Source organism: Hyphomonas sp. NPDC076881, from assembly GCF_050269995.1.
Classification (GTDB): Bacteria; Pseudomonadota; Alphaproteobacteria; order Caulobacterales; family Hyphomonadaceae; genus Hyphomonas.
Window position 1 is genome coordinate 50,834 of sequence record NZ_JBNNJJ010000012.1, and the last position, 23,677, is coordinate 74,510.

The 23,677-nt window shown below is 63.9% G+C and carries 25 protein-coding genes; 14 read left to right on the forward strand and 11 right to left on the reverse strand.

The window, feature by feature from the left end; genetic code table 11:
• Positions 1–59 precede the first annotated feature (59 nt).
• Both ACQKI2_RS14060 and ACQKI2_RS14065 read left to right on the forward strand, forming a co-directional pair.
• Positions 60–875 carry a hypothetical protein gene (locus tag ACQKI2_RS14060; RefSeq protein WP_427380232.1) on the forward strand — a complete coding sequence of 272 codons (816 nt, stop codon included), beginning with the start codon at positions 60–62 and terminating at the stop codon, positions 873–875.
• Between the two features lie 55 nt (positions 876–930).
• Complete coding sequence (locus ACQKI2_RS14065) at positions 931–1,911, forward strand: hypothetical protein (RefSeq protein WP_427380233.1); 981 nt, start codon at positions 931–933, stop codon at positions 1,909–1,911.
• A 22-nt stretch (positions 1,912–1,933) separates the two neighbouring features.
• Here the strand turns inward: ACQKI2_RS14065 and uvrA are convergent, their stop codons facing one another.
• Positions 1,934–4,915 (reverse strand): excinuclease ABC subunit UvrA, encoded by a 2,982-nt coding sequence (gene uvrA / locus ACQKI2_RS14070; RefSeq protein ID WP_427380234.1) that lies wholly within the window; start codon positions 4,913–4,915, stop codon positions 1,934–1,936.
• A 227-nt stretch (positions 4,916–5,142) separates the two neighbouring features.
• Here uvrA and ACQKI2_RS14075 point away from each other — a divergent pair, with 227 nt between their 5' ends.
• Positions 5,143–5,631, forward strand: a complete 489-nt coding sequence (locus tag ACQKI2_RS14075) for a single-stranded DNA-binding protein (RefSeq protein WP_427380235.1) — start codon at positions 5,143–5,145, stop codon at positions 5,629–5,631.
• Between the two features lie 48 nt (positions 5,632–5,679).
• On the forward strand, positions 5,680–6,525 hold the full coding sequence (gene blaOXA, locus ACQKI2_RS14080) for an OXA-1090 family carbapenem-hydrolyzing class D beta-lactamase (RefSeq protein ID WP_427380288.1): 846 nt from the start codon (positions 5,680–5,682) through the stop codon (positions 6,523–6,525).
• On the opposite strand, the gene ACQKI2_RS14085 is transcribed toward blaOXA, so the two are convergent.
• Positions 6,522–7,181: a glutathione S-transferase family protein gene (locus ACQKI2_RS14085; protein ID WP_427380236.1), complete on the reverse strand. Its 660-nt coding sequence runs from the start codon at positions 7,179–7,181 to the stop codon at positions 6,522–6,524. The genes blaOXA and ACQKI2_RS14085 overlap by 4 nt on opposite strands.
• 31 nt (positions 7,182–7,212) lie before the next feature.
• Positions 7,213–8,268 carry a Kelch repeat-containing protein gene (locus tag ACQKI2_RS14090; RefSeq protein WP_427380237.1) on the reverse strand — a complete coding sequence of 352 codons (1,056 nt, stop codon included), beginning with the start codon at positions 8,266–8,268 and terminating at the stop codon, positions 7,213–7,215.
• A 176-nt stretch (positions 8,269–8,444) separates the two neighbouring features.
• Between ACQKI2_RS14090 and gyrA the strand changes: the two genes are divergently transcribed.
• Genes gyrA through queA form a run of 4 tightly spaced genes read left to right on the forward strand, consistent with a single transcriptional unit; the run spans position 8,445 to position 13,741 of the window.
• Positions 8,445–11,225, forward strand: a complete 2,781-nt coding sequence (gene gyrA, locus ACQKI2_RS14095; RefSeq protein WP_427380238.1) for a DNA gyrase subunit A — start codon at positions 8,445–8,447, stop codon at positions 11,223–11,225.
• 52 nt (positions 11,226–11,277) lie between these two features.
• Positions 11,278–11,775: a pantetheine-phosphate adenylyltransferase gene (coaD, locus tag ACQKI2_RS14100; protein ID WP_427380239.1), complete on the forward strand. Its 498-nt coding sequence runs from the start codon at positions 11,278–11,280 to the stop codon at positions 11,773–11,775.
• A complete protein-coding gene (locus ACQKI2_RS14105; RefSeq protein WP_427380240.1) occupies positions 11,772–12,650 on the forward strand; it encodes a peptidylprolyl isomerase in 879 nt (292 codons plus the stop codon). The genes coaD and ACQKI2_RS14105 overlap by 4 nt, the downstream gene beginning before the upstream one ends.
• 35 nt (positions 12,651–12,685) lie before the next feature.
• Positions 12,686–13,741: a tRNA preQ1(34) S-adenosylmethionine ribosyltransferase-isomerase QueA gene (gene queA, locus ACQKI2_RS14110; protein WP_427380241.1), complete on the forward strand. Its 1,056-nt coding sequence runs from the start codon at positions 12,686–12,688 to the stop codon at positions 13,739–13,741.
• A gap of 12 nt (positions 13,742–13,753) precedes the next feature.
• Here queA and ACQKI2_RS14115 read toward each other — a convergent pair whose 3' ends face one another.
• Both ACQKI2_RS14115 and ACQKI2_RS14120 read right to left on the reverse strand, forming a co-directional pair.
• Positions 13,754–14,218 carry a GIY-YIG nuclease family protein gene (locus ACQKI2_RS14115; RefSeq protein WP_427380242.1) on the reverse strand — a complete coding sequence of 155 codons (465 nt, stop codon included), beginning with the start codon at positions 14,216–14,218 and terminating at the stop codon, positions 13,754–13,756.
• A 49-nt stretch (positions 14,219–14,267) separates the two neighbouring features.
• Positions 14,268–14,891, reverse strand: coding sequence for a ribonuclease HII (locus tag ACQKI2_RS14120; protein ID WP_427380243.1), 624 nt, complete (start codon positions 14,889–14,891; stop codon positions 14,268–14,270).
• A 260-nt stretch (positions 14,892–15,151) separates the two neighbouring features.
• Between ACQKI2_RS14120 and ACQKI2_RS14125 the strand changes: the two genes are divergently transcribed.
• Complete coding sequence (locus ACQKI2_RS14125; RefSeq protein ID WP_427380244.1) at positions 15,152–15,577, forward strand: hypothetical protein; 426 nt, start codon at positions 15,152–15,154, stop codon at positions 15,575–15,577.
• A gap of 104 nt (positions 15,578–15,681) precedes the next feature.
• Positions 15,682–16,455: an SDR family NAD(P)-dependent oxidoreductase gene (locus ACQKI2_RS14130; protein ID WP_427380245.1), complete on the forward strand. Its 774-nt coding sequence runs from the start codon at positions 15,682–15,684 to the stop codon at positions 16,453–16,455.
• Between the two features lie 30 nt (positions 16,456–16,485).
• On the opposite strand, the gene ACQKI2_RS14135 is transcribed toward ACQKI2_RS14130, so the two are convergent.
• Positions 16,486–17,208 carry a DUF3108 domain-containing protein gene (locus tag ACQKI2_RS14135; protein WP_427380246.1) on the reverse strand — a complete coding sequence of 241 codons (723 nt, stop codon included), beginning with the start codon at positions 17,206–17,208 and terminating at the stop codon, positions 16,486–16,488.
• 112 nt (positions 17,209–17,320) lie between these two features.
• Complete coding sequence (locus ACQKI2_RS14140; protein WP_427380247.1) at positions 17,321–18,304, reverse strand: alpha/beta fold hydrolase; 984 nt, start codon at positions 18,302–18,304, stop codon at positions 17,321–17,323.
• 180 nt (positions 18,305–18,484) lie between these two features.
• On the opposite strand from ACQKI2_RS14140, the gene ACQKI2_RS14145 reads away from it, so the two are divergent.
• Both ACQKI2_RS14145 and ACQKI2_RS14150 read left to right on the forward strand, forming a co-directional pair.
• Entirely contained in the window at positions 18,485–19,273 is a 789-nt protein-coding gene (locus ACQKI2_RS14145) for an enoyl-CoA hydratase/isomerase family protein (RefSeq protein ID WP_427380248.1), read from the forward strand.
• Positions 19,273–19,533, forward strand: a complete 261-nt coding sequence (locus ACQKI2_RS14150; RefSeq protein WP_427380249.1) for a hypothetical protein — start codon at positions 19,273–19,275, stop codon at positions 19,531–19,533. Before ACQKI2_RS14145 ends, ACQKI2_RS14150 begins: the two co-directional genes overlap by 1 nt.
• A 25-nt stretch (positions 19,534–19,558) precedes the next feature.
• Here ACQKI2_RS14150 and ACQKI2_RS14155 read toward each other — a convergent pair whose 3' ends face one another.
• The gene (locus ACQKI2_RS14155; protein ID WP_427380250.1) at positions 19,559–19,927 is read right to left on the reverse strand and encodes a VOC family protein; all 369 of its coding nucleotides are present in this window, start codon (positions 19,925–19,927) and stop codon (positions 19,559–19,561) included.
• Positions 19,928–20,049: 122 nt separating this feature from the next.
• Here ACQKI2_RS14155 and ACQKI2_RS14160 point away from each other — a divergent pair, with 122 nt between their 5' ends.
• Both ACQKI2_RS14160 and ACQKI2_RS14165 read left to right on the forward strand, forming a co-directional pair.
• Positions 20,050–21,027, forward strand: coding sequence for a quinone oxidoreductase family protein (locus ACQKI2_RS14160; RefSeq protein ID WP_427380251.1), 978 nt, complete (start codon positions 20,050–20,052; stop codon positions 21,025–21,027).
• A 67-nt stretch (positions 21,028–21,094) separates the two neighbouring features.
• The gene (locus ACQKI2_RS14165) at positions 21,095–21,565 is read left to right on the forward strand and encodes a hypothetical protein (RefSeq protein ID WP_427380252.1); all 471 of its coding nucleotides are present in this window, start codon (positions 21,095–21,097) and stop codon (positions 21,563–21,565) included.
• Positions 21,566–21,667: 102 nt separating this feature from the next.
• Here ACQKI2_RS14165 and ACQKI2_RS14170 read toward each other — a convergent pair whose 3' ends face one another.
• Genes ACQKI2_RS14170 through ACQKI2_RS14180 form a run of 3 tightly spaced genes read right to left on the reverse strand, consistent with a single transcriptional unit; the run spans position 21,668 to position 23,656 of the window.
• The gene (locus tag ACQKI2_RS14170) at positions 21,668–22,507 is read right to left on the reverse strand and encodes a hypothetical protein (RefSeq protein ID WP_427380253.1); all 840 of its coding nucleotides are present in this window, start codon (positions 22,505–22,507) and stop codon (positions 21,668–21,670) included.
• Between the two features lie 4 nt (positions 22,508–22,511).
• Positions 22,512–23,447, reverse strand: a complete 936-nt coding sequence (locus ACQKI2_RS14175) for a M23 family metallopeptidase (RefSeq protein WP_427380254.1) — start codon at positions 23,445–23,447, stop codon at positions 22,512–22,514.
• Positions 23,447–23,656, reverse strand: coding sequence for a DUF2093 domain-containing protein (locus ACQKI2_RS14180; protein WP_035598164.1), 210 nt, complete (start codon positions 23,654–23,656; stop codon positions 23,447–23,449). The genes ACQKI2_RS14175 and ACQKI2_RS14180 overlap by 1 nt, the downstream gene beginning before the upstream one ends.
• Positions 23,657–23,677: the final 21 nt, after the last annotated feature.

Below are 23,677 nucleotides of genomic sequence, written 5' to 3' on the forward strand. Positions count from 1 at the left end.
GCGTTTGCCGGGCAGGGCGGGAGGCTTTAGGTGTGCGCCCCGAGATGAGACGAGACGAGATGACGACGCGCCTTGCCATTTTCCCCCTGATTTCGGCCGCCTGGAGCGGCGCGGGCCGCCTTCTTGTGCCCACCGCGCCCTGGTTGATCCTGTTCGCGCTCGCCGCCGGGCTGTACAGTTTTGCCCTGCGTTCGCAAAGCGGCCTCTGGCTGCCGCTGGGCGCGGCGATCCTGGCATTTCTGGCCGGAACGGAGCTGTCGCGCCGCGCCTATCAGCGGCTGATCCCCGGCGCGGTGGCAAAGTTGCTGCCGCTGGCCCATGCCAATCTGGCGGCCTATGCGGCGTTTCTGTTCATCGGCTTCTTCGTTGTTTTCTTCCTGATGATGCTGCCGGGCATCCTGATCAATGAGGCCGGGCAGTATCAGCTGAACGACGAGTCCGATCCGGCGCTGGTGCGCGAGGCGTTCATTGCGCTGTTGGGCACGCCCTATGGCGCGGTGTTCATCGCCTGCTGCGCGGTGGGGGCAGGGCTGCTCGGGTGGATCGCTCTGCGCCTGACGCTCTATGGCGCGGCGACCAGCGCGCTCGGCAAGGCCCAGGTATTCCGCAGCTGGGGGCGCACCAAAGGGCATCTCAAGACGCTCGGCCTGGCGAGCCTTGTGACGCATATCCTGCCCTTTGCACTCGGCGTGGCGGTCAATGGCGCGCTCCACCGGGCCCTGCCAGATGCTGGGCCTGGCCATTTCATTGGCGGGGCAGCGGGCGTTCTCGTCTTCGCGCCCTTCCTGCTGGCTGGCCATGGCATGGCGGCGGCGGCCTGGGAGAAGCTGAAACCGGCAGAGCCGGTGCCGGAGCCCCCCTCTTCGGGCGATTGATGCGGCGGCCCATTCAGGTTTAGGTGCGCGTGTACCGGCTGAAGGGGAGACCGAGATGAATACCGGATTTTCATTCGATCGCGCGCTGACCTACCCGTTCAAGGCGCCGCATTTCAAGAGTTTCCCCTGGCTGTTTGGGCTGGCCTATGCTGCGGTCTATGTGGCGCTTTTCCTGGTGATCGGCCTTCTGGGCTGGCAGGCGCTGGCCGAATGGATCCTGGCTTTGCAGCAGCTGGAGAACGATCCCAACCCCATGCCGGCGGATGTCTTTGGCCTCATCTTTGGCGGCTTGGGCAATCTTGTTCCGCTGATTCTCATTGGCTCGGTGGCCGGCTGGGTGGTCTGGGCGATGTTCGAAACGGCGTCCCAGCGGCGCTATATCTTCGGCGCGAAATTCTCCCTCGGTTTTGGCGGGGATGAAGTGCGGATGATGGTCGTGGGACTGCTCTGGGCGCTGATGAGCCTGGTGATCTTTGTTGTTCCCATCGTTCTTTTTGTGAGCGCCTTTGGCGCGCTGGCAGGAATGGACCCGAGCGGACAATTGGATGATCAGACTGCGGCCCGTTTCCTGGGCACCTTCTTCGCAGGCTTCGGCCTGATGTTTCTTTTCTTGCTCCTCTACATCTTCGTGGCGACGCGGCTTGCGCCCTGCTTCGGGCTGACGGTGAAGGATAAGGAGATCCGTTTCTTCGATGCCTGGAACGTGTCGCGCGGGCGTTTCTGGCCGATCCTGGGAGCTTATGTGATCATCGTGATCGTGGTCTCGGTGCTGTCGCAGATCATCTCAGCCATCGCGCAAATGCTGATGGTGCCTTTCATGATGCGCCTGCCCGTGGACGGCGACGTGCCGACAGAACAATTGGCGGCGATCTTCCTCTCGCCCGCCTTTATCGTGCCGATGGCGCTTATCTATTTCGGGCTGCTGTTTGTGCAGGGGCTGATGCAGCATTTCGTTGGCGCGCCGGCCGCGCTCGCCGCCCGGCATGACCCGCGCAATGATCTGGGCGACGCTGAGCGGGTCGCTATCTTCAGCTGAAGGAGCCGGGCAGGCGGGGCGCTTATTTCGCGCCCGCGCCGGCCTTGGTTTTCTTCACGGGCTTTTTCGCCTTCGGCTTTTCTTCGGGGGCGGCGCCTTTGGACTTTGTGGCCGCTTTCTCCCGCTTGTTGCGGGCGGCGCGGCGTTCGTCCTGGCGGCGGAAGGTTTCAGCAAGGAACTTTCCGGTCCAGCTTTCCTCCACCGCGATGATGTCTTCCGGCGTGCCTTCGGCGACCAGCCGGCCCCCGCCATCGCCGCCTTCCGGGCCAAGGTCGAGCACCCAGTCAGCCGTCTTCACCACGTCGAGGTTATGCTCGATCACCACCACCGTATTGCCTGCATCCACCAGTTCATGCAGCACTTCGAGCAGCTTCTTCACATCCTCGAAATGCAAGCCGGTCGTCGGCTCGTCGAGGATATACAGGGTACGGCCGGTTGCCCGCTTGGAGAGTTCCTTGGCGAGCTTCACCCGCTGCGCCTCCCCGCCCGACAGTGTGGTGGCCTGCTGGCCCACCTTGATATAGCCAAGGCCCACTTGGTTGAGCGTATCGAGCTTTGAGAAGATCGCCGGCATCGCGGCGAAGAATTTCGCTGCGTCTTCCACCGTCATGTCCAGCACATCGGCAATCGACTTGCCCTTGAACAGGACTTCCAGCGTTTCGCGATTATACCGTTTGCCCTTGCAGGTTTCGCAGGTGACATAGACATCCGGCAGGAAGTGCATCTCGATCTTGATGACGCCGTCGCCCTGGCACGCCTCGCAGCGCCCGCCCTTGACGTTGAAGCTGAACCGGCCGGGCGCATAGCCGCGGGCCTTGGCTTCCGGCAGGCCGGCATACCAGTCGCGGATCGGCCCGAAGGCGCCGGTATAGGTCGCCGGATTGGAGCGCGGTGTGCGCCCGATGGGCGACTGGTCGATGTCGATCACCTTGTCGAGATGCTGCAGCCCTTCGAGGCTTTCATAGGGCGAGGGCGCGTCCGACGCGCCGTTGAGCTTGCGGGCGAGCGCCTTGTAGAGCGTCTCGATGATCAGCGTGGACTTGCCCCCGCCCGAAACACCCGTGATGGCCGTGAACGTGCCCAGCGGGATCGAGGCGGTAACGTTCTTGAGGTTGTTGCCGCTTGCGCCCTTCAGCGTGATGCGGCGCGAGCCCTTGACCACCGGGCGGCGCTTCGGGATTGCAATCTCGCGCGTGCCGTTGAGATAATCCGCCGTCAGACTTTTGGGGTTCTGCATCACCTCATCCGGGGTGCCTGAGGCAATGATCTGCCCGCCATGCACGCCGGCCGCCGGCCCCATATCGATCACATGATCGGCCAGCAGGATCGCGTCCTCGTCATGCTCGACCACGATGACCGAGTTGCCAAGGTCGCGCAGGCGTTTCAGCGTTTCCAGCAGGCGCTCATTGTCCCGCTGGTGCAGGCCAATGGAGGGCTCGTCGAGCACATAGAGCACGCCGGTGAGGCCTGAGCCGATCTGGCTGGCAAGACGGATGCGCTGGCTTTCGCCGCCAGACAGCGTGCCCGAGCCGCGATTGAGCGTGAGGTAATCGAGGCCCACATCATTGAGGAAGATCAGCCGGTCGTTGATCTCCTTCAGGATGCGGCTGGCAATCTCATTTTGCTGTTTCGTCAGCGATTTGTGGACCTTGCCGAACCACTCGCCCGCCTTGCGGATCGAAAATTCTCCGGCCTCGGAGATATCGAGCCCGGCAATCTTTACCGCCAGGGCCTGCGGCTTCAGGCGTTTGCCGCCGCAATCGGGGCAGGGCGCGGCAGACTGGAAGCGGCTGATTTCCTCGCGCACCCAGGCAGAGTCCGTTTCCCGGTAGCGCCGGTCAAGATTGGGGATCACGCCTTCGAAGGTTTTCTTCACCTTGTAGCTGCGCATACCGTCATCATAGACGAACTGTATTTCTTCGTCGCCGGTGCCGTAGAGGATGATGTCCTGGACCTTTTCCGGCAGCTTGTTCCAAGGCTTGCCGAGGTCAAACCGGTAATGCGCCGAGAGGGCCTGCAGGGTCTGCGTCTGATAGGGGGAGGAAGATTTCGCCCAGGGCGCAATTGCGCCGTTCAGGAGATCAAGATCCTTGTCCGGAACAATCAGGGCCGGGTCGATCTTCAGCTGCTCGCCGAGACCATCGCAGGTCGGGCAGGCGCCGAAGGGATTGTTGAAGGAGAAGAGGCGCGGTTCGATCTCCGGAATGGAAAAGCCGGAAACCGGACAGGCGAAATTGGCGCTGAAGGTGATGCGTTTGGGTTCGGTTTCGCCCGGTGCAATATCGGCATACTCTGCCACGGCGATGCCCTGCGCCAAGCCGAGCGCAGTCTCGAAACTCTCGGCCAGGCGCTGTTCCATGCCGGCACGGACGACCACCCGGTCGACCACAACATCGATGTCATGCTTGAATTTCTTGTCGAGCTTCGGCGGATCTTCCAGCTCATGGAACTCGCCATTCACCTTGACCCGCTGAAAGCCGTTCTTCAGCAGCTCGGCAAATTCCTTGCGGAACTCGCCCTTGCGGCCGCGCACCATCGGGGCGAGCAGGTAAAGCCGCGTGCCGTCTTCCAGTTCCATCGTCCGGTCGACCATCTGGCTGACGGTCTGGCTCTCGATCGGCAGGCCGGTAGCGGGCGAATACGGAATGCCCGCGCGCGCCCAGAGGAGGCGCATATAGTCATAGATCTCGGTCACCGTGCCGACGGTTGAGCGCGGATTGCGGCTCGTCGTCTTCTGCTCGATGGAAATCGCCGGCGAGAGGCCCTCGATGCTCTCCACATCCGGCTTCTGCATCAGCTCCAGGAACTGGCGCGCATAAGCCGAAAGCGACTCCACATAGCGGCGCTGGCCCTCGGCATAGATCGTGTCAAAGGCGAGGGAGGATTTGCCCGAGCCCGACAGGCCGGTCATCACCACAAGCTCGCCGCGCGGGATGTCCACGTCGATGTTCTTGAGATTGTGTTCCTTGGCGCCGCGCACGCGGATGAAGGGGGATTCGGCCATGGGGGAGGGTCGCTCAACGGGTCAGAAGGGGATGGGGATCAGATGGGATATATGTTGGTCCGAGTCTGGCTTGACGACAAGAACAAAATGTGAACTTCATGTGCAAGCTGCTTTTGGACGCGGGCGGGGCGGTGGAATTTCATCGCTGTCAGGCGACAGGGCGCGCATAGCAGAGTAGAACAACTCGAATCGGACTCGAAACAGAATTTCAGCGCGGAGGCCCCATCATGGCGGGTTCAGTCAACAAGGTGATCCTGGTCGGCAATCTCGGGGCAGACCCGGAAGTGCGTCAGTTCCAGAATGGCGGCCAGGTGTGCAACCTGCGCATCGCCACCTCGGAAACCTGGCGCGACAAGGCCAGCGGCGAGCGCAAGGAAAAGACTGAATGGCACACCGTTGCCATCTTCTCCGAAGGCCTCATCAAGGTGGCCCAGAATTATCTAAAAAAAGGCTCGAAGGTTTATCTGGAAGGCAAGCTGCAGACCCGCAAATGGCAGGACAAGGACGGCAATGACCGTTACTCGACCGAGATTGTCCTGCAGGGCTTTGATGCCACGCTCGTGATGCTCGATGGCCGCGGCGAAGGCGGCGGCGCGAGTGCTGGCGGCGGTGGCCGTGACCGTGACATGGGCTATTCCGGCGGTGGCGGGCGCCAGCAGATGAGCGGCCCGAAGGAAAGCTTCAGCCAGGATCTCGACGACGAGATCCCGTTCTGATGCGGGGATGAGGGGGACGTGATGCTGGCTGCTGCCTCTTCTGCGGGTATGCGCCTCCGCGCCGCCCTGTTGATGCTTGCGGTGGCTTTGCTGGCCGCCTGCGCCAATTCCGGCTGGAACTTGCCGGCGCCGGAAGAAAACCCGCTCGAACAGGCGATGATGCTGGAAGGCGTGAGCCCGGCAAAATCCGCGCTGGTGATCTACCGGCTGGAGGATGAAAAGGTCTGGGCCAGCGGCGGCGCGCGTATCCGCGAGCGGTTTACGCCCGCCTCCACCTCCAAGATCCCCCACACCCTGCTCGCCTATGAGTTCGGCGCTGTCACAGGACCGGACGAGCGCTTCGAGTGGGACGGCCAGAAGCGCTTCGCCGACAGCTGGAACGAGGACCAGACTTTCAGCCAGGCCTTCCAGCGCTCCACCGTCTGGATCTACCAGATCGTTGTGCCGCGCATCGGTGCCGCGCGCCTGACCGAGGGCCTCAAGAGCTTTGGCTATGGCAATGCCGATATTGGCGGGCCGGAGCAGATCACGCGCTACTGGCTTGAGGGCCCGCTTGCCATTTCGGCCACCGAGCAGGTGGAGTTCCTCTCCCGCCTCGCGCGCCGCACGCTGCCGCTTTCGGCAAGCACGTATGATCTTGCCGTGCCGGTCATGGTGCTGGAGCGCGGCGAAGGCTGGACGCTTTATGGCAAGACCGGCTGGAAAAGCGTTGAGGGCCAGATGGACATTGGCTGGCTTGTCGGCTGGCTTGAGCAGTCCGCCGGAGACGCGCCCGGCACCTATGTCTTCGCCCTCAACATGGACATGCCCGGCGGCATGGAAGAGGCCCCCCGGCGGCGTGCTGCCGTCGAGCGCGCGCTGCGCTCACTGGGCGCTCTGCCGGCAGAGCGCTAATCCCGATCCGGCGCGCCGAGCGGGAAATAGGGCCGGAAATAGCGCGCTTCCTCCACCGCCCGCGCGAAGGCTGGCCGCGCCAGCAGCCGGGAGCGATAGGCGCGCAAGATAGGATAGCCGCCTGAAATCTCATGCACCCAATCGGCATAGAAGAGGGAGGGGGAGGCGGCGCAATCTGCCATCGTGAAGGCCTCACCCGCCGCCCAGTTGCGCCCCTGCAGCGCGCCCTCCAGCCAGGCATAGGCCCGCTCCAGCTTCTCCTTCGACAGCGCCGCGCCGTCTGCACGCTTGACCGGATCGCCGGTAAGCGCGCCGTTCACCGCATGCTGGGCCGCGTCCATCACATGCAGGTCGAAAAACCGGTCAAGGAAGCGCACGTCCAGCGCCGCTGCCGGATCATCCGGCAACAGGCGCACCGGGCCGGGATGGTGGAGGTGAAGATGTTCGATGATGATGCTCGTCTCGGCGATGTTCCGGCCGCCATCCACCAGCAACGGAAACTTGCCGATCGGCCAGCGCGCCAGCCAGCTTGCCGAGTGTTCCGGCGTTTCCGGGCTCACCGTCCGGAATTCAAACGGTGTGGCGTTCTCATAAAGGGCGATCAGCACCTTCTGGGTGTAGGAGGAGAAGGGGTGGCCATACAGCGCGAGCTTCATTGCGTTTTCCTTCAGTCAATCGGGTCTGGGTTCAGGGCCGGTAGATTTCAACCAGGGCGCTTGTCTGCACGCCGCTCGCTTTCAGCGCTCCGCCGATCACATAAATCGCGCCGTCCAGCGTCACCGCGCCAAGGCCATGACGGGGATGGGGCATCGGGGCGATGGCCTCCCAGCCATCGCGGGCCGGGTCATACGCCCAGGCTTCCGGATAGACCCCGCCGCCATTGTCGAAAAATTCCCCGCCGAAGGCGTAAAGCTTGCCGCCCGCTGCGGCCGCTGCCAACCCGCCCTGAGCCTGGGGCATTGGCGCGGCGCGGCGCCAGCGGTCCTCGCGCGGATCATAGATTTCGTGCTGGGCAGAATTGCCGGCGCGCACGCTGCGCCCGCCCACCACATGCAGGTTTCCGGCAATTTCTGCGCCCGCCGCGCTGTTGCGTGCTGTCAGGCAGGGCGCGGCTTCCTCCCACCGCCCGTCCGGGCCGGTCAGCATGAAATGATGCGTCTGGTCGGCCTGATCGGTCCAGGCAGCGTTCGATTGTCCGGATGGTGACCGCCCGCCCATCAGGTGCAGCGCGCCGGCCGTATCGGCCAGAACCACCGCTTCGGCGCAGGGCCGGGGCAGGGCAGGCGCCGTTTCCCAGCGCCCGGTGGCCGCATTCAGGCGCCAGCCGGTGCCCTGCATCTCCCACATGGCGGCGGGCGAGGAAGACTGGAACCCGCCGATGGCGTAAAGCGCCCCGGCATAGCTGACGAGGTGGGGGTGATGCCGGGCCACCGGCAGGGGCGCCTCTGCGCGCCATCCCCGCCCGTCTGGCCGCCAGGAATGATGTGCCGCCGTGGGCCCGGTAATCTGGCCGTTTTCCGCGATGAAGCCGCCTGCCAGATGGATCGCGCCCTCATGCCGGCAGGGATAAATCTCCTGCACCGGAAAGGGCAGTACCTCGCCCATGGACCAGCCTTCGGGCAGCAGCTGAAGGGCCCGGGCCGCCGGATCGCCGGGGCCAGTGCAGGCGGTTGCCGCAAGGGCGGCGCCCAGACCCAGGCAGGCCTCACGCCGCGAGAGGCGAAACTTCAATGATTCTGGCATGTTAGGCTCCTTGCGGCCGAGGACGAAAACCTGCCCGAAAGCCCGGATTTCACTGCAAATAAAGGCATCTGGACGGTAGCCCCCGGCGGGCGCGGCTGCTAGTCTGGAATCCAGCAAAAATGGCGATTCGAACGTCCCGTTCCGAACTTTGCCGGACCAATGCAGAAGGCCTTTCCATGAGCGATCCGACCACCCCTCCGGACGAGCCGGGAACCCCGGAAAATGGCGCGGGCAAGCCCCCGCCCGAGGACGGTATCGAAGCGATCTCCATCGAGACGGAGCTGAAATCCTCCTATCTCGATTATGCGATGAGCGTGATTGTCAGCCGCGCGCTGCCGGATGTGCGCGACGGCCTGAAGCCGGTTCACCGCCGCATCCTGTTTGCGATGAACGAAGGCGGCAACACGCCCGACAAGCCCTATTCGAAATCGGCCCGTATCGTCGGCGATGTGATCGGTAAGTATCACCCCCATGGCGACTCGGCAGTTTATGACGCGCTCGTGCGCATGGCCCAGCCCTTCTCGATGGGTGTGCCGCTGGTTGATGGCCAGGGCAATTTCGGCTCGATCGACAACGATCCGCCCGCCGCCATGCGCTACACCGAGAGCCGCATGACGAAGGAGGCGACTTATCTTCTTGCCGATCTCGACAAGGACACGGTCGACTTCCAGGACAACTATGACGGCAAGGAAAAAGAGCCCGTCGTCCTGCCGGCGCAGTTCCCGAACCTGCTGGTCAATGGCGGCGGCGGCATCGCGGTCGGCATGGCCACCAATATCCCGCCCCACAATCTGGGCGAGGTGATCGACGCCACGCTCGCGCTGATCGATGACCCGCAGATTTCCGAAGAAGCCCTGTGCGACATTGTTCCGGGGCCGGACTTCCCCACCGGCGCACTGATCATGGGCCGCTCGGGTAGCCGCAAGGCACTGCTCACCGGGCGGGGCAGCGTCATCATCCGCTCAAAGACAGACATCGAGCAGGCCAAGAATGGCCGCGAAGCAATCATCGTCAGCGAAATTCCCTATCAGGTGAACAAGGCGGCGATGATCACCAAGATCGCTGAACTTGTCCGTGAGAAGAAGATCGAGGGTATCTCGGATCTGCGCGACGAGTCCGACCGCAACGGCATCCGCGTCGTCATCGAGATCAAGCGCGATGCCAGCGCGGACGTTGTGCTCAACCAGCTTTACCGGTTCAGCCAGCTGCAAAGCTCCTTCGCCGTCAACATGCTGGCGCTGAATGGCGGCCGGCCGGAGCTGATGAACCTGCGCAAGGTTCTCGAATGCTTCATCGCCTTCCGTGAGGAAGTGATCGTCCGGCGCACGAAACATGAGCTGGGCAAGGCGCGCGACCGCGCCCACGTCCTCGTCGGCCTCGCGCTGGCCGTTGCCAACATCGATGAGGTCATCCGCCTCATCCGCACTTCGCCTGATCCGGCAACAGCGCGCCAGCGCCTGCTCGACAAGGCCTGGCCGCAGCAGGATATGGGCCCGCTGATCGACCTGATCGCCGACCGCCGCACGCGCCGCGGCACCGAAGACGGCACGATCTATCTCTCCGACGAGCAGGCCCGCTCGATCCTCAACCTGCCGCTTCACCGGCTCACCGGCCTTGGCCGCGACGAGATCGGCAATGAAGCCCGCGGCCTGGCTGAGAAGATCGCCGAATATCTCGACATTCTCCGTTCCCGCCCGCGCATTCTCGGCATCATCAAGGCCGAGCTGGGCGAGGTGAAGGAAAAGTTTGCCGTGCCGCGCCGCTCGCAATTTGTCGATGGCGGCGTCGATATGGACGATGAAGACCTCATCGAGGTCGAGGATATGGTCGTCACGGTGACCCATGGCGGCTATGTCAAGCGCACGCCGCTGTCGACTTACCGTACACAGAACAGGGGCGGGAAGGGCCGCTCCGGCATGTCGATGAAGGATGAGGATTTCATCGTCCGCGTCTTCTCGGCAACGACGCATACGGAAATCCTGTTCTTCTCCTCGGCCGGCATGGTCTACAAGGAGAAGGTGTGGCGCCTGCCTGTCGGCGGGCCGACCTCGCGCGGCAAGGCGCTGGTCAACATCTTCCCGCTGGCCACGGATGAACGCATCGAAAGCGTGATGCCGCTGCCCGACAGTGAAGAGGCCGCAGAACATCTCGATGTGATGTTCGCCACGCGCTCGGGCAATGTCCGCCGCAACCGGCTCGCTGATTTCACGCGCGTCAACCGCGCCGGCAAGATCGCGATGAAGCTGGATGAGGGCGATGGCATCGTCTCGGTCCAGCTCTGTTCGGAGAAGGATGATGTCCTGCTGACCACAGCGCTCGGCCAGGCCATCCGGTTTGAAGTAACCGATGTGCGCGTCTTCGCGGGCCGGGATTCCACCGGCGTACGCGGCATCCGTCTGGCCGGGGGGGATGAAGTCATCTCCATGGGCATCCTGCGCCATATGGGCGTCACCTCCGAAGAGGCGCGTGCCTATCTCAAGCACGCTGCGGCCATGCGACGCGCAGCCACCGGCGAGGAAGAGGAAATCTCCGACGACGAGGAAGAAGCCGTTGCCGAGGCCGCCCTGTCGGCCGAGCGGATTGCCGAGCTGGGCGCCGCCGAGGAGTTCATCTTCACCGTTGCCGATGATGGCATGGGCAAGCGCTCCTCCGCCTATGACTACCGGGTCACCGGCAGGGGCGGAAAAGGCCTCGTTGCCCAGAATATCTGGGGCCGCGACAAGAAAGGTGGGCCGGTCAAGAAGGTCGCCCAGTCCTTCCCGGTCGGTGATGGCGACGAGGTCATGCTGGTCACCGATGGCGGCCAGCTGATCCGCACGCCGGTCGATCAGATCCGCATCGCGGGCCGCTCCACGGCCGGCGTCTGGGTGCTGCGCACGGGCGTAGGCGAGCGGGTTGTCTCTGCGGCGCGGCTTGTCGATGACGGCGAAGGCAGTATGGATAAGGCGGAGGGTTGATGTTGCAGCGCGGCGGAAGGCTCTCGGTATAATTAACGAGAGGAGGCGCCCCGTGCATCGTATCGGCCTTTACCCCGGCACATTCGATCCGCCGACAGCCGGCCACATCGACATTTTCAGCCGTGCCATGAAGCTTGTGGACACGCTGATCATCGGTGTGGCCATCAATGAGGCGAAAAAACCGCTGTTCACCCTGGAAGAGCGTGTCGCCATGGTCGAATATGAGTGCGAAAAGCTGAAAGGGCCGGGCCTGGCTGAGATCAAGGTCCAGCCCATGCACGGCCTGCTGATGCACTTTGCCGAAAAGTGCAACGCCAACATCATCGTGCGCGGCCTGCGCGCCGTTCAGGACTTCGAATACGAGTTCCAGATGACGGCGATGAACGAGCAACTGAATCCGAACATTGAAACCGTCTTCCTGATGGCCGATGTTCGTCATCAGGCGGTGGCTTCGCGGCTGGTCAAGGAAATCGCGAGCCTCGGCGGCGATATCACGCCGTTCGTAACCCCGTCGGTGAAAAAGGCTCTGCTGGAGAAGTACAAGCAATGAAGATACGTGGCTTTGCAGCGGCGGTGGCTCTGGCGGGACTTTTCCTGCCGGCCTGCGCCGAACCGGTCGATGGCGCCTGGTCGTTCGAAACGCCGGAAAATGTCGCTGCCAGCCCCGATTGGCGCCCGGTTGATCCGGAGCGGCTGTTCATCTTCGACACCAATAAAGGCCGCATCCTGATCGAGGCTTTTCCCGAAGTGGCGCCCAACCATGTGGCGCATTTCGCGGCCATCACCCGTTCGGGCGATTATGACGGCACGAGCTTCCACCGCGTGATCGATGATTTCATGGCGCAGGGCGGAGATATCTTCGCGCTGAAGGGCAGGGAGTCCGGCCAGCCGAATGTGAAGGGCGAGTTCACCTTCCGCCGCGACGTAGCGAAGATGCCGCTGGAGGCCACCATCGGCCCGGAAGACAGCGCCAAGCATGGCTATTATCACGGTGTCCCGATCCAGACCCAGCCTTCCTTCTTTGCTGAAATGTCGGTGGACGGACTGGTTGAAAGCTCCATCCCGCACTGCGCCAGCATCGTCTCCACCGCGCGCACCAGCGATCCGGACTCGGCCAATGGCCAGTTCTTCCTGATGCGCGGTTATTCTCCGCATCTTGACCGCCTCTATTCCTCCTGGGGCCGCGTGATCGATGGCCAGGATGTGGTGATGTCCATCAAGACAGGCTCTGAGCAGAATAACGGATCGGTCAGAGATCCGGATATTCTGGAATCGGCAAGGATTGCCGCAGACCTTCCGGAGGCGGAGCGTCCGAAGGCTTATGTCCTGCGCACCGATACGGATACCTTCCGCGCGGCGCTTGAGGCAAAGGGCGAAGTCAACATCTGCGAGCTTGCCCCGGTTCCGGCCGTCATCCTGGAATAGAGAGGCCGCGCGCCGGCTGCTCCGGTATAGGCATCATGGACCTCTCCGTCTTCCAGTTCGATCTTCCCGAAGATCTCATCGCGCTCCGCCCGGCTGAGCCGCAGGATAGCGCGCGCCTGCTGGTCGTGCATGGCGATGGCCGGCTGGAAGATGCGGCCGTCCGTGATCTGCCGAAATATCTGAACGCCGGCGATGTTCTCGTCTTCAACGATACGCGCGTTCTGCCCGCCGCGCTCAAGGGCATCCGCCCGGCGCGCGACGGGGCGAGCCGCGATGTCGAGGTGGATGTAAACCTCGTCGAGCGGCAGGGCGATTGCGTCTGGCTGGCGCTGGCCCGGCCCGGCCGCCGCCTGAAGGAAGGCGATGAGATCCATTTCGCCGAAGGCTTTACCGCCACCATCGGCGCGCGCCGTGAAGGCGGCGAAATCCTCCTGAACTTCAACTGCGAGGGCGAGGCGATGATCGCCGCGCTGGACGCGCACGGCGCCATGCCGCTGCCGCCCTATATCGCCCGCCGCCGCCCGGCGGATGCGAAGGACCGGGAAACCTACCAGACGCGCTTTGCCGGGGAGGAGGCCGCCAGCGTGGCCGCCCCCACCGCCGGCCTGCATTTCACGCCTCGCCTTCTGGAGGAGGTGGAGGCGGCGGGCCTGAAGCGCGAAACCGTCCGCTTGCATGTTGGGCTCGGCACGTTCAAGCCGCTGGAAGAAAAACACCTCGCCGAAAACCGTCTGCATGAGGAATGGCGCCGCGTGACGCCGGAAGTGGCTGACCGCCTCAACGCCGCGCGCGCGGCCGGTGCCCGTATCGTACCAGTGGGCACCACCGCCATGCGCACGCTGGAAAGCTGCGCAGGGGAAGACGGCCACATCCACGCCGCGTCAGGGCCAACCGACATTTTCCTCAAGCCCGGTGACCCCATCTGCGCCACAGACGCGCTGATGACCAACTTCCACCTGCCGGGCTCCAGCCTCTTCATGCTCGTCTGTGCCCTGATGGGAACAGACATCATGCGCGCCGCCTACGCCCATGCGATCGCGGAAAGGTATCGCTTCTATTCCTATGGCGATGCCTGCCTGCTTTTGCCGTAAGGCCAGCCGGCCTCACCCCGCCTTGCGCTTGCCAAAGCCGATCAGCCCGGCAAAGAACTCAGCCCACCACCGGCGCCAGCGCCAGGCACGGCGCAGCTTGGCATTGCGCGGCGCGTCCAGCTCCCCGCGGGGAATGAGGATGTCGTTCATCTTGGGCTGATAGCGGCGGATCAGGTCTTCCTCGATGCGCGCCCGGTCCATCCCCCCACGGATGACCAGCACATGCCGCTCGGTAGCGCCGCGCTTCCACCAGGCTTCCCACCAGCGCTCATGCCCGTAGAGGCGGGACTTAAAGTTTGTCGCCTTGCCGATATAGAGCGGGAACAGGAAGAAGGCGAAGCGGCGCACCACGAAGATATAAACCCCGCCGCCCTCGGGAATGCCCTTGCGCGTCAGCGTGATCTTGAACCGGTAAGCCTGGCCGCTTTCGCCATACCAGGTGTGCCAGCCGAAAAGAAACCAGTTGAGAAGAAACATCTGCGGCGCGTCCCCATGAGAGCCTGCCGGGGAAACTCTCCGGTGCCGGTTAACAGTGTCTTAAAAGGGCCCGGACGGGGGCAAAGCTCTGGCGATGCACCGCGCACGGACCAAGCCGCGCCAGCGCCTCGGCATGGGCGGCGGTGCCATAGCCTTTGTGCCCAGAAAAGCCATAGCCTGGATACGAAATGCAGAGTGAGGCCATCTGCGCGTCCCGGTGCGTCTTGGCCAGGATCGAGGCCGCCGAAATGCAGGGCTCCGTCAGGTCGCCCTTGATGATCGCACGCGCCGGGGCAGGCAGGTCTGCTGGCAGGGCGTTGCCATCGATCAGAATGACCGCGCCGGTGCCCGGTCTTGTCCCGTATTGTCCGGATTTGTCCGCAAGTGTCCGGAAAGTGTCCGCGATTGCCCGCTGCATGGCCAGGAATGTGGCCTGCCGGATGTTCAGCGTGTCGATCTCTTCCACGCTCGCTTCGGCCACGCTCCAGGCTAGCGCCCGCTCCCGGATCAGCGGGGCCAGCCGGTCGCGGGCCTTTTCCGACAGCTTCTTGGAATCGGTCAGCCCCTCCACCGGCCGGGCCGGATCGAGCACCACCGCTGCCGCCGTCACCGGCCCCGCCCAGGGGCCCCGGCCTGCCTCGTCCACGCCGATAATCAAGGAGAAACTGCTCATCCCGCCATCACAGCAGGAGTCGCAGCGCTCTGCCAAGATCGCGGCTGTTGACGCCCACGCGGCCGGGGCCTACGCCTTGTCCCCATGCGCCGCGCCAAATGCCTGCTCCAGCAACAGACCCGCCTGCAATTGCTGGCGGCGCGCGGCCGTATGGGGAAACACAGGGCCGGTTAAGGCCCCTCTGATCCTCCGCTGAACGTCGCGCCCGCCCGGTTCTCCCCAGGCGGGTTTTTCAATTATGGAACAAGGAATTACAGACAATGTCTGAGATCACGGATGAAGAGATAGAGCATATCGCGCGCGGCGTTCTGGCCTGCACGCTGCCCAGGGAAGCGTGGACCCATGCGGCCCATTTCGCCTTCGCCATCTGGATGCAGGTAGAGCGGGGCGGGGATATTCTCCCGGCCGTCCGCACGGCGATCTGCGCTTATAATGTCGCGGTGGGTGGCGAGAACACCGACACGGCCGGCTATCACGAGACGATCACGGCCGCCTCGCTCGCGGTCGTTGCGGCGCATGTCGCGGCCCATCCGGGGGCCAGCAACGCTGCGCTTCTGGCCAGCCTGCTCGCCGGCCCCTGCGGCCGGTCAGACTGGATCTTCGCGCATTGGTCCAAAGAGCGTCTCTTGTCTGTGGAAGCCCGCCGCGAATGGACCCCGCCAGACCTTCAGCCGCTGCCCGCCTGAGGCCGCTTCGTGGTGGGGCCTCGCGTTGGGCCCTCGCGTTGGGGAAGGGCTGGCCATCCCCCTCGGCCTTGGCCAGCATGATCGCTGAAAAACTGGAGGAACACATGGATCTCGGCCTCACCGATAAAGTCGTCTTCATCGCCGGCGCCAGCCGGGGCATTGGCCACGGCATTGCCAAAAGCCTGCTGGAAGAGGGGGCAAAAGTCGCGCTTACCGCGCGCGGCGCCGAAGCTCTGGAGGCCACGCGGAAAGAGTTCGCCGCCGCCTATGGCGAGGGCAAGGTGTGGTCCTTTGCCGGCGATCTGACGCAATCGGAAGGCATCAATGCCGCTGTCGAGGCGTGTGAGAAAGCGTTCGGCCCCATTCGCGGCGCGGTCGCCAATGTCGGCCTGTCGCCCTCGCCGCTGGGGCTCGATGTCAGCGATGAGGAATGGCAGGGCGGGCTTGATCAGAACCTGAACTCCGCCTTCCGCCTCGCCCGCGCGGCCATCCCGCGCATCTCGGCCAATGGCGGGGGCAGCTTTCTCTTCATCTCTTCCATTGCGGGCCTTGCCTCGCTCGGCTCGCCGCTGATCTATGGCGCCACCAAGGCGGCGGTAAATCACCTCTCCACCTCGATTGCCCGTTTCTCGGGCAAGACGAATGTGCGTGTAAATACAATTGCGCCGGGCAATATCATCTTCCCCGGCGGGGACTGGGAGCGTAACGCCACCGGCCCGCGCGCTGAGGCCTGGGCCAAATGGATCAAACGCGAAGTGCCGCTCAATCGCTTCGGCACCCCGCAGGAAATCGGGGATACCGCCGCCTTCCTCCTGTCAGACCGGGCAAGCTTCATCAACGGCGCCGTCGTCGCCGTAGACGGCGGGCAAACGCGCTGAAGCGCCCGCTGACAGGGCGGCCTGCTGGCGTCAGCGGATGATGTTGAGTTCTTCCAGTTCAAACGTCCAGTTATAGGGCGCGGCCACGGCGCCCTTGACGAACAGGAAATCGCCATCCGTCGTCACCCAGAACTCATAGGGCGGATGATCATTGCTCGTCATCACGAAGGCGAATTTATAGCATTCGAACGTGCCCGCCGGCACGGTCACAGTCTCGACGCCGGAATATTGCAGGCTGCTGGTGGTCGTGCGCTGGAAGTCCGGCCCTGTGGCGCCGCGATGGTCGATGGAGCTCAGCAGGTTGTTCTTGAAGGTCTGAATGCCTTCACCTTTCGAGCGGTCAAACCGCGCGGCCAGCCAGGCATCGCCGGTCAGATTGTGTGTGCCGAAACCGCGGATATTGCGGTCAATCTCCACCGTCTCGCTGATGCGGCCGCGCTCGATATTGAAGCCCTGATATTCGGCCTGCGTATCCGTCCAGCGATACCAGGTGCTGCCATAGAATGTGTTGTCCTTGGTCAGGCGCACGAAGGTGTCATGCGGGTGGAAATCGGCGTCCACGGTGGCTACCACATCGCGGGTCAGGGCAACGTCATGCAGCTCGCAATAGGCGCGCATTACCCGGTGCCCGTCGCCATGATGGGTCATGTGAAACCGCTCGATGCCCCAGTTCCGGTCCGGAAAGTCCGGATGCCCGTCGATCTGATAGCTGATGGTGCCCGAAATCTCGCGGTGCTTGGGGCCAGATGCCATGGGGAGGAGCCTTTCTGCATAAGCTGAGCCTGCTGGCCCGGCATGCGCCGGGGCAGGCTTTGGTATAACCTTTGCAGACTTTGGTATATCTTTTGCGCGGATGCAAGCGCTGTCAGACAACCCGGCCCTTCAGCGAGGCCAGCCAGGGCACCAGCGCGGCATTGACCTCTGCCGGGCGCTCCTGCTGCGTCCAGTGCCCGCAACCCGGCAGCACTTCCGCCACTTCCAGGCCCGGCACAAAATTCCGCATACGGCCGATTGGATCGTCGATCATGCCGAAACCGGAATAGGCCGGGTCTTTATCCCCTGCAATGAACAGGGCGGGCTGTTCAATCTTCCGGTCCTTGTAGGCCTGCAGGAATTCCCAGTCGCGGGTGTGATTGCGGTAACGCGAGAGGGGGCCGAAAAAGCCCGATCCTTCAAATTCGCGCGTATAGTAATCAAGATCGGCTTCGCTCATCCACGCGCCGATGGTTTCGGGCGGATGGAGCCCGTCCATCAACGGGAAATCTGATGGCTGGTCCACCGGGAAATCCCCGCGTTTCGCTTCGCCGGAAATCGCATGGTAGAACCCCTTGAGGAACCGGCGCGGCTCCGCCTCGAAAGCCGCTTCGGCCCGGCCGGGCTCACGGAAATAGGACTGGTAGAAGAACTTATTCTTGTCGTCCCATACCTGCTTGATGACGAGATCGAAGGACATCTGCGGCACCCCGAAATAGGGCACCGACATTGCCGCTACCGCCGCGATGCGATCTGGGTGGATCAGGGACGTGTTCCATACCTGCGGCGCGCCCCAGTCATGGCCGACCAGAATGAAAGGTGCGTCCGGCGACAGCGCCTTGCCGACACCGAGAATATCCCCGATCAGCGCTTCCATCCGGTAATCCGGCACCGTGCCGGGCTTCGATGAGCCGCCATAGCCGCGCACATCCATTGCCGCCGCCGTGAACCCCGCCGCGGCCACCGGGCCGATCTGATGGCGCCAAGAATACCAGCTCTCCGGAAAGCCATGCACCATCAAGGCCAGCGGGCCTGAGCCCTCTAGCGCCACGCGGATCTGCGCCTCGCCCGCATCAATCGTCCGGAATTCCGGCATGGCTTATCCTCCCAATCTCTCCCCCGCAAAGCTGCGACAGGGCAGGGCCGCTGGCAAGCAGGGCCGCCGCGTAAAGCCGCGCGGGCGGGGAAGAGTTTACGCCGGGGCGGGGATTGCGCCCCGGCCTCGCCAGACGCAAGCTTTCCCAAAACAAGAACAACGACCCTGGGAGGAATGGATATGACAGCGCATCATATCAAGCTTGCAAAAGAGGAGGATGGCATTGCCATCCTGACCATCGACCGGCCGGAAAAACGCGGCGCGATGACCTTTGCCATGCTCTACGCCTTCATCGAAAAGGTGCGGGAGGTCTCCGCCGATGACGCCGTCCGTGTCCTGATCGTCACGGGCTCAGGCGGCAGCTTCTGCGCCGGAACGGACCTGGCCGATCTATCCACCAAGCCGGGCGAAACGCGCGGCGTACGCGGGGAGGCGCATGAGGGCGATGTGTGGTGGCCGCTCGTTTCCTGCCCGAAGCCGGTGATCGGGGCGATTGATGGCAATGCGGTCGGCATGGGCGCGGAATTTTCCAGCCAGTGTGATGTGCGCATCATCACGCCGCGCACGCGCTTTGCCTGGAACTTCGCCCATCGCGGCCTTGTGCCCGATACCGGTGCTGGCAGCTGGCTGCTGCCCCGCATCATCGGGCCAAGCCGGGCGCTGCGGCTGCTTTATTCCGGCGCCTTCCTCGAAGCCGAAGAAGCGCTCGCCATCGGCTATGCCAATGCCGTCGCCGAGCCCGAGACCCTGCTGGACGCCGCCCGCGCCGAAGCCCGCCGCTATCTGGCGTCCTCGCCTTTCTCCATCCGGCGGATGAAGGAGCTGGTGTGGAAGGGCCTCGAGCGCGACGTGGCCGATCACATGCAGGCACATGTCACCGCGCTCTCCGCCTGTTTCAAATCTGCCGACCACAAGGAAGGCGTTGCCTCCTTCCTTGAGAAACGGCCGGCAAAGTTCACGGGGAAGTGATGACGGACGATATGGTGGTGATCCCGTTGCCGATCGAGACGGGCGGTGTGACCTTTGCTGTCGCCCGCCTCATCTCCGTTGAAGGAGAGCCGTATGCCGAAGCGATCTATCCCATACCCGGAACGGGGTTCACGCCTCCTCGCCGCATTGCGCTGTCGCGATACGGGCTTGCGCGAATCCGTCCCGGCAATGCGGAGCGGCCAGACCTCTACCTCTATGAAGGCATGATCCTGCCACCCCCGCCCGCGTCCCACAATTAGGATGCCGTACGGACAATGGGATGATTTACCCCATCACGAAGGCGTTGAGCTTGTTGCCGTCGAGATCGCGGAAATAGCCGGCATAGAAGGTATCCCCGCGCGGGCCGGGCGGGCCTTCGCAGGTGCCGCCCTGGCTGAGCGCGATGGCGTGCAGCCGGTCGACCTGCGCTTTGTCCTTTGCCTGAAGGGCAACCATCACGCCATTGCCCACGCTCATCTTGTTGCCATCATGGGGATAGCAGAGGCCGATGCCGGCGGGGCCATCAGGCGTGCCCCAGGCAATGAAGGTGTCGGTGGCGAACATGCGAGGTGTGCCAAGCTCCTCCGCAATCGCGTCATAGAATTTTGCGGCCCGGTCGAGGTCCGTCGTTCCGAGTGTCACATAGCCGATCATGTTTGCCTCCTTCAGCCACGAATCGAACATAACAGGAACAAATTTGCCTGTCGAGCGGAATGATCGAAAATTGACGTTAGCGGGCATATGCGCTTCATAGCGGGCCCAAGAGGAGATACCCCATGACGCAGCCCGCCCCCTATGCCATCCGTATACAGAAAACCGGTGGGCCGGAGGTGCTCGAGGTTCAGGCCATGGAGCCGCGCGCGCCGGGCGCGGGCGAAGCGCTGGTGCGCCAGACCGCCGTGGGGCTCAACTTCATCGACACCTATCACCGCTCCGGCCTCTATCCGCTGAATCTTCCGGTGACGCTTGGCTCTGAAGCGGCCGGTGTGGTCGAGGCGGTGGGCGAAGGTGTGAGCGATGTGAAACCCGGCGACCGGGTGGCCTATCTGGCCGGGGGCACCTACGCGACCCACTATACCGGCCCGGCGGCGAGCATGGTGAAGCTGCCCGATTTCGTCAGCGATGAAGAGGGCGCGGCGATCATGCTGAAGGGCCTGACGGCCTGGATGCTGCTGTTCGAGATCCGCCCGGTCCAGCCGGGAGATACGGCGTTGATCTGGGCGCCGGTCGGCGGGGTCGGCTCTATCCTCACGCCCTGGGCGGCGCATCTGGGCGCCCGCGTGATCGGCGTGACCTCCAGCCCGGAGAAGGCAGAAAAGGCAAAGGCGCTCGGCGCGTCGGAAGTGGTGGTCGGCTATGACGGCGTTGCCACGAAAGTGCGTGAACTGAACGGTGGCAAGGGCGTTGATATTGCCTTCGACAGCGTCGGCAGGATTTCGGCGGAAGGCTCGCTTGGCAGTCTCAAGCCGCGCGGCTGGTTCATCACCTATGGCAACGCCTCCGGCCCAGTCGATCCGATCCCGCCCTCCCGCCTTGCCCAGGGGGGCAGCCTTGTGATGACGCGCCCCGGCGTGTTCAATTTCATCCAGGCGCCCGGCGCGCTGGCGCGCGGGGCGGGGCTCGTCTTTGATGCCCTGAAGGCGGGCGTGTTCAAGGCAGACATCGGCCAGCGCTTTGCCCTGAAAGATGCCGCCGAGGCCCACAAGGCGCTCGAAAGCGGCAAGACAACCGGCGCGACGATCCTTCAACCCTGAGCCATCACCTCCATTCCGCCGCAATCGGCGCACAGATTGCGGTGTGAACGGAGGAGGACGCAGGTTCATGAGGGTGGGAATTGCAGGGCTGGCTTTGCTGGTTGTCGCGGCGTGCGCCTATGGGGCCGGCAAGCCTCAGACGGTTGCCGGAATTCATCAGGACAATGACTGGCAGCATGGGGAAGGCGCGCGGTTGCAGGCGGCGCTGGCGAACGATTTCTCGCGCATCGCGCAGGAAGCCGGCCGCGCGGCAACGCTGGCCCAGATCCAGGCGGCGGGCTATGAATGCACCTATGGTGAAGGCCACGAAGACTATCCCGAGCCTGCTGCCGTCTGCACCTACAGCTTTGCCACACGGGCCTGCCAGATGGATTGGGAGCTGAGCCTGACCAGCGACCCGGCCCGCCCTGACAGTGTAGACTGGACCGATGCCACCTTCCGGCGCGACTGTGTGGGCACGGCTGATGACTGGCCCGAACCGGTCAGCTCCGAAATCGACAGCCATCTCGCCCCGATGATGCCGCCGGACGGGAATTAGCCTCCCGGATCACCTGTGTTGACGCGCTCTGCCGCCGGGGGGCAAGACCGATCCGGGATTACAGGAGCGAGCAGGCGGGGGCATTCGAGAGCTTGGCAGGCTTTATGAAGCGTGAGGCAGGCACACGCGCCGCTGGGCATCAATCAGAATATCTGCCCCCGGACGGCGCCCGCCGGAAAGCATCCGGCGGGTGATCCGCTCATAATGCTGGATGAAACGGGCCGCCCAGGCGCGCCGCTCTTGCGGCATAGCCTCGCCGCGCGCTTGCCAGAGGGCCTCTTCCTGCTCCAGCCGCCAGCCCAGCACCGTGTCGAAGCCGGGGGCAAGGATGTGGCAGAAGCCATCGGCGCTATTCCACAGCCCACCATAGTCCCCGGCAAGGGCGTCTTCCTGATAGCGGCGCCACACGCCGGAAGCATCTTCCGCCTCCACCGCATTGAGCGGCGGGGCATCGGCGGCGCCCGCATCGGGCAGCGCGCCCATCATCCAGCCTTCGATCACGATGGCTGCCGGACGCCCTGAGAAGCTCAGACATTTCTCGCGCGCGGACCGGTCGTCGGCGAGCTTGTCGAAAGCGGGGATCAATGTGCCGGAAGTGTCCGTAGCAGCGCGCAGATGGGCAACTGTTTCGCGCAGCAGGGACAGATCATGCGTGCCCGGAGGGCCGCGCGTCTCAAAGAGCGGGCTGATGCGGCGGGCAAGCTCTGCCCGCTCGGCTTTCTTCAGGTAAAAATCGTCAAGGCTCGCTGCGGCTACCGGCTCGGGCAGCATCGAAACAGCCTGGTGCAAGGCCGTTGACTTGCCCGAGCCTTGCGCCCCGGAGAGAAACAGCAGCGGGATATGTCCGGGGGGCGCGGCCTCCATAGCCCGGCGGATCCAGGCGGCGACATACGGCGCGATTTCGCTATTCGGCTCGCGGGCGGGGACGGCGGCGCCGGGCATGGCGTCAGTCGGTTACGGGCAGTTCGAGCAGCAGCGCAGGGTCGATATAATAGTCCCCGCCCCGGTTATCCGTATCCGGATTACGCCATTTTACCGCCCAGTGAAGATGCGGGCCTGTGCTGCGCCCTGTGTTTCCCGTCTTCGCGATCAGGTCGCCGCGTCTCACTTCATCGCCAGCGGCGACCGTGACTTCCGACAGGTGCATGAACACCGATAGCAGGCCATGGCCGTGATCGAGGAAAACCGTGCCGCCTTCATAATAAAGATCCGGGTCTGCCAGCGTCACGACCCCGGCGGCCGGGGCGACCACGGGTGTGCCAACTGGCGCAGCAAGGTCAAACCCCTGATGTACCGACAGCGACTCGCAGGGCTTGCCGCTGGTCTTGGAGACGCCGACATATTTCCGCGTCGGCCCGAAGGGGGAAGAGGGCGGCGCATTGGCCGGGAGGATGAACCCGTCCAGCGCGCCCCGGCCCGGATTGAGGCTGGCAAAGCCCGCCTGCTTCTTGGTCCAGCTGTCGGCGGCATGCGCCTTCTGGGCCGGCGTGCGCGCATCGATCTTGTCGCAGTCAAAGCCGGGCACGATGCGGAGTTCATCCTCGCGCGGCGCGATGGGCAGGTGCGTGGCGATCCCGTCCCGGCGGACTTCGATTTCCGGCGGCAGGGTGCGGGGCAGGCCATATTGCGCCGTTCCCGTTTCGCCCACGCTCAGGCGCATCTCGCCGAACTCGACAAGACTACCTGGCTCAGCCGGGCAGATGATCAGGCCGCCCTGCTTGAGAATGCCGAAACAGGTGGCCGCTTCTTCAGGGGCGATTGCCGCTTCGGTTTCCGGCGGCGCCAGGACGGGTGGCTCGGATGGGGTTGCCGCTACCGAGCACCCTGCAAGCAACAGCGCGGCAATCAGCGGTGTGGAAAAGCAGCCGGCTGCGGCCTGCATCAGCGCTTGGGCGCCAGCCTCTGGGAAGCGGCTTCGGCGTCCCAGTACGCTTCCTGAAGATCGACGCTCCAGTAGCGCAGGGCGCCGAGCGGGATTTTGCGGCCAGTGACCGCGCATGTGACGTAACTTCCGGCAGATAGCTGCTCGAAGTCGTTGTCTCCAAAAATCACGCGGGCTTCGCCGCCATCGGAACCGGGTCGTGTAAGCATAGACGCACCTTGCCTGAAAAA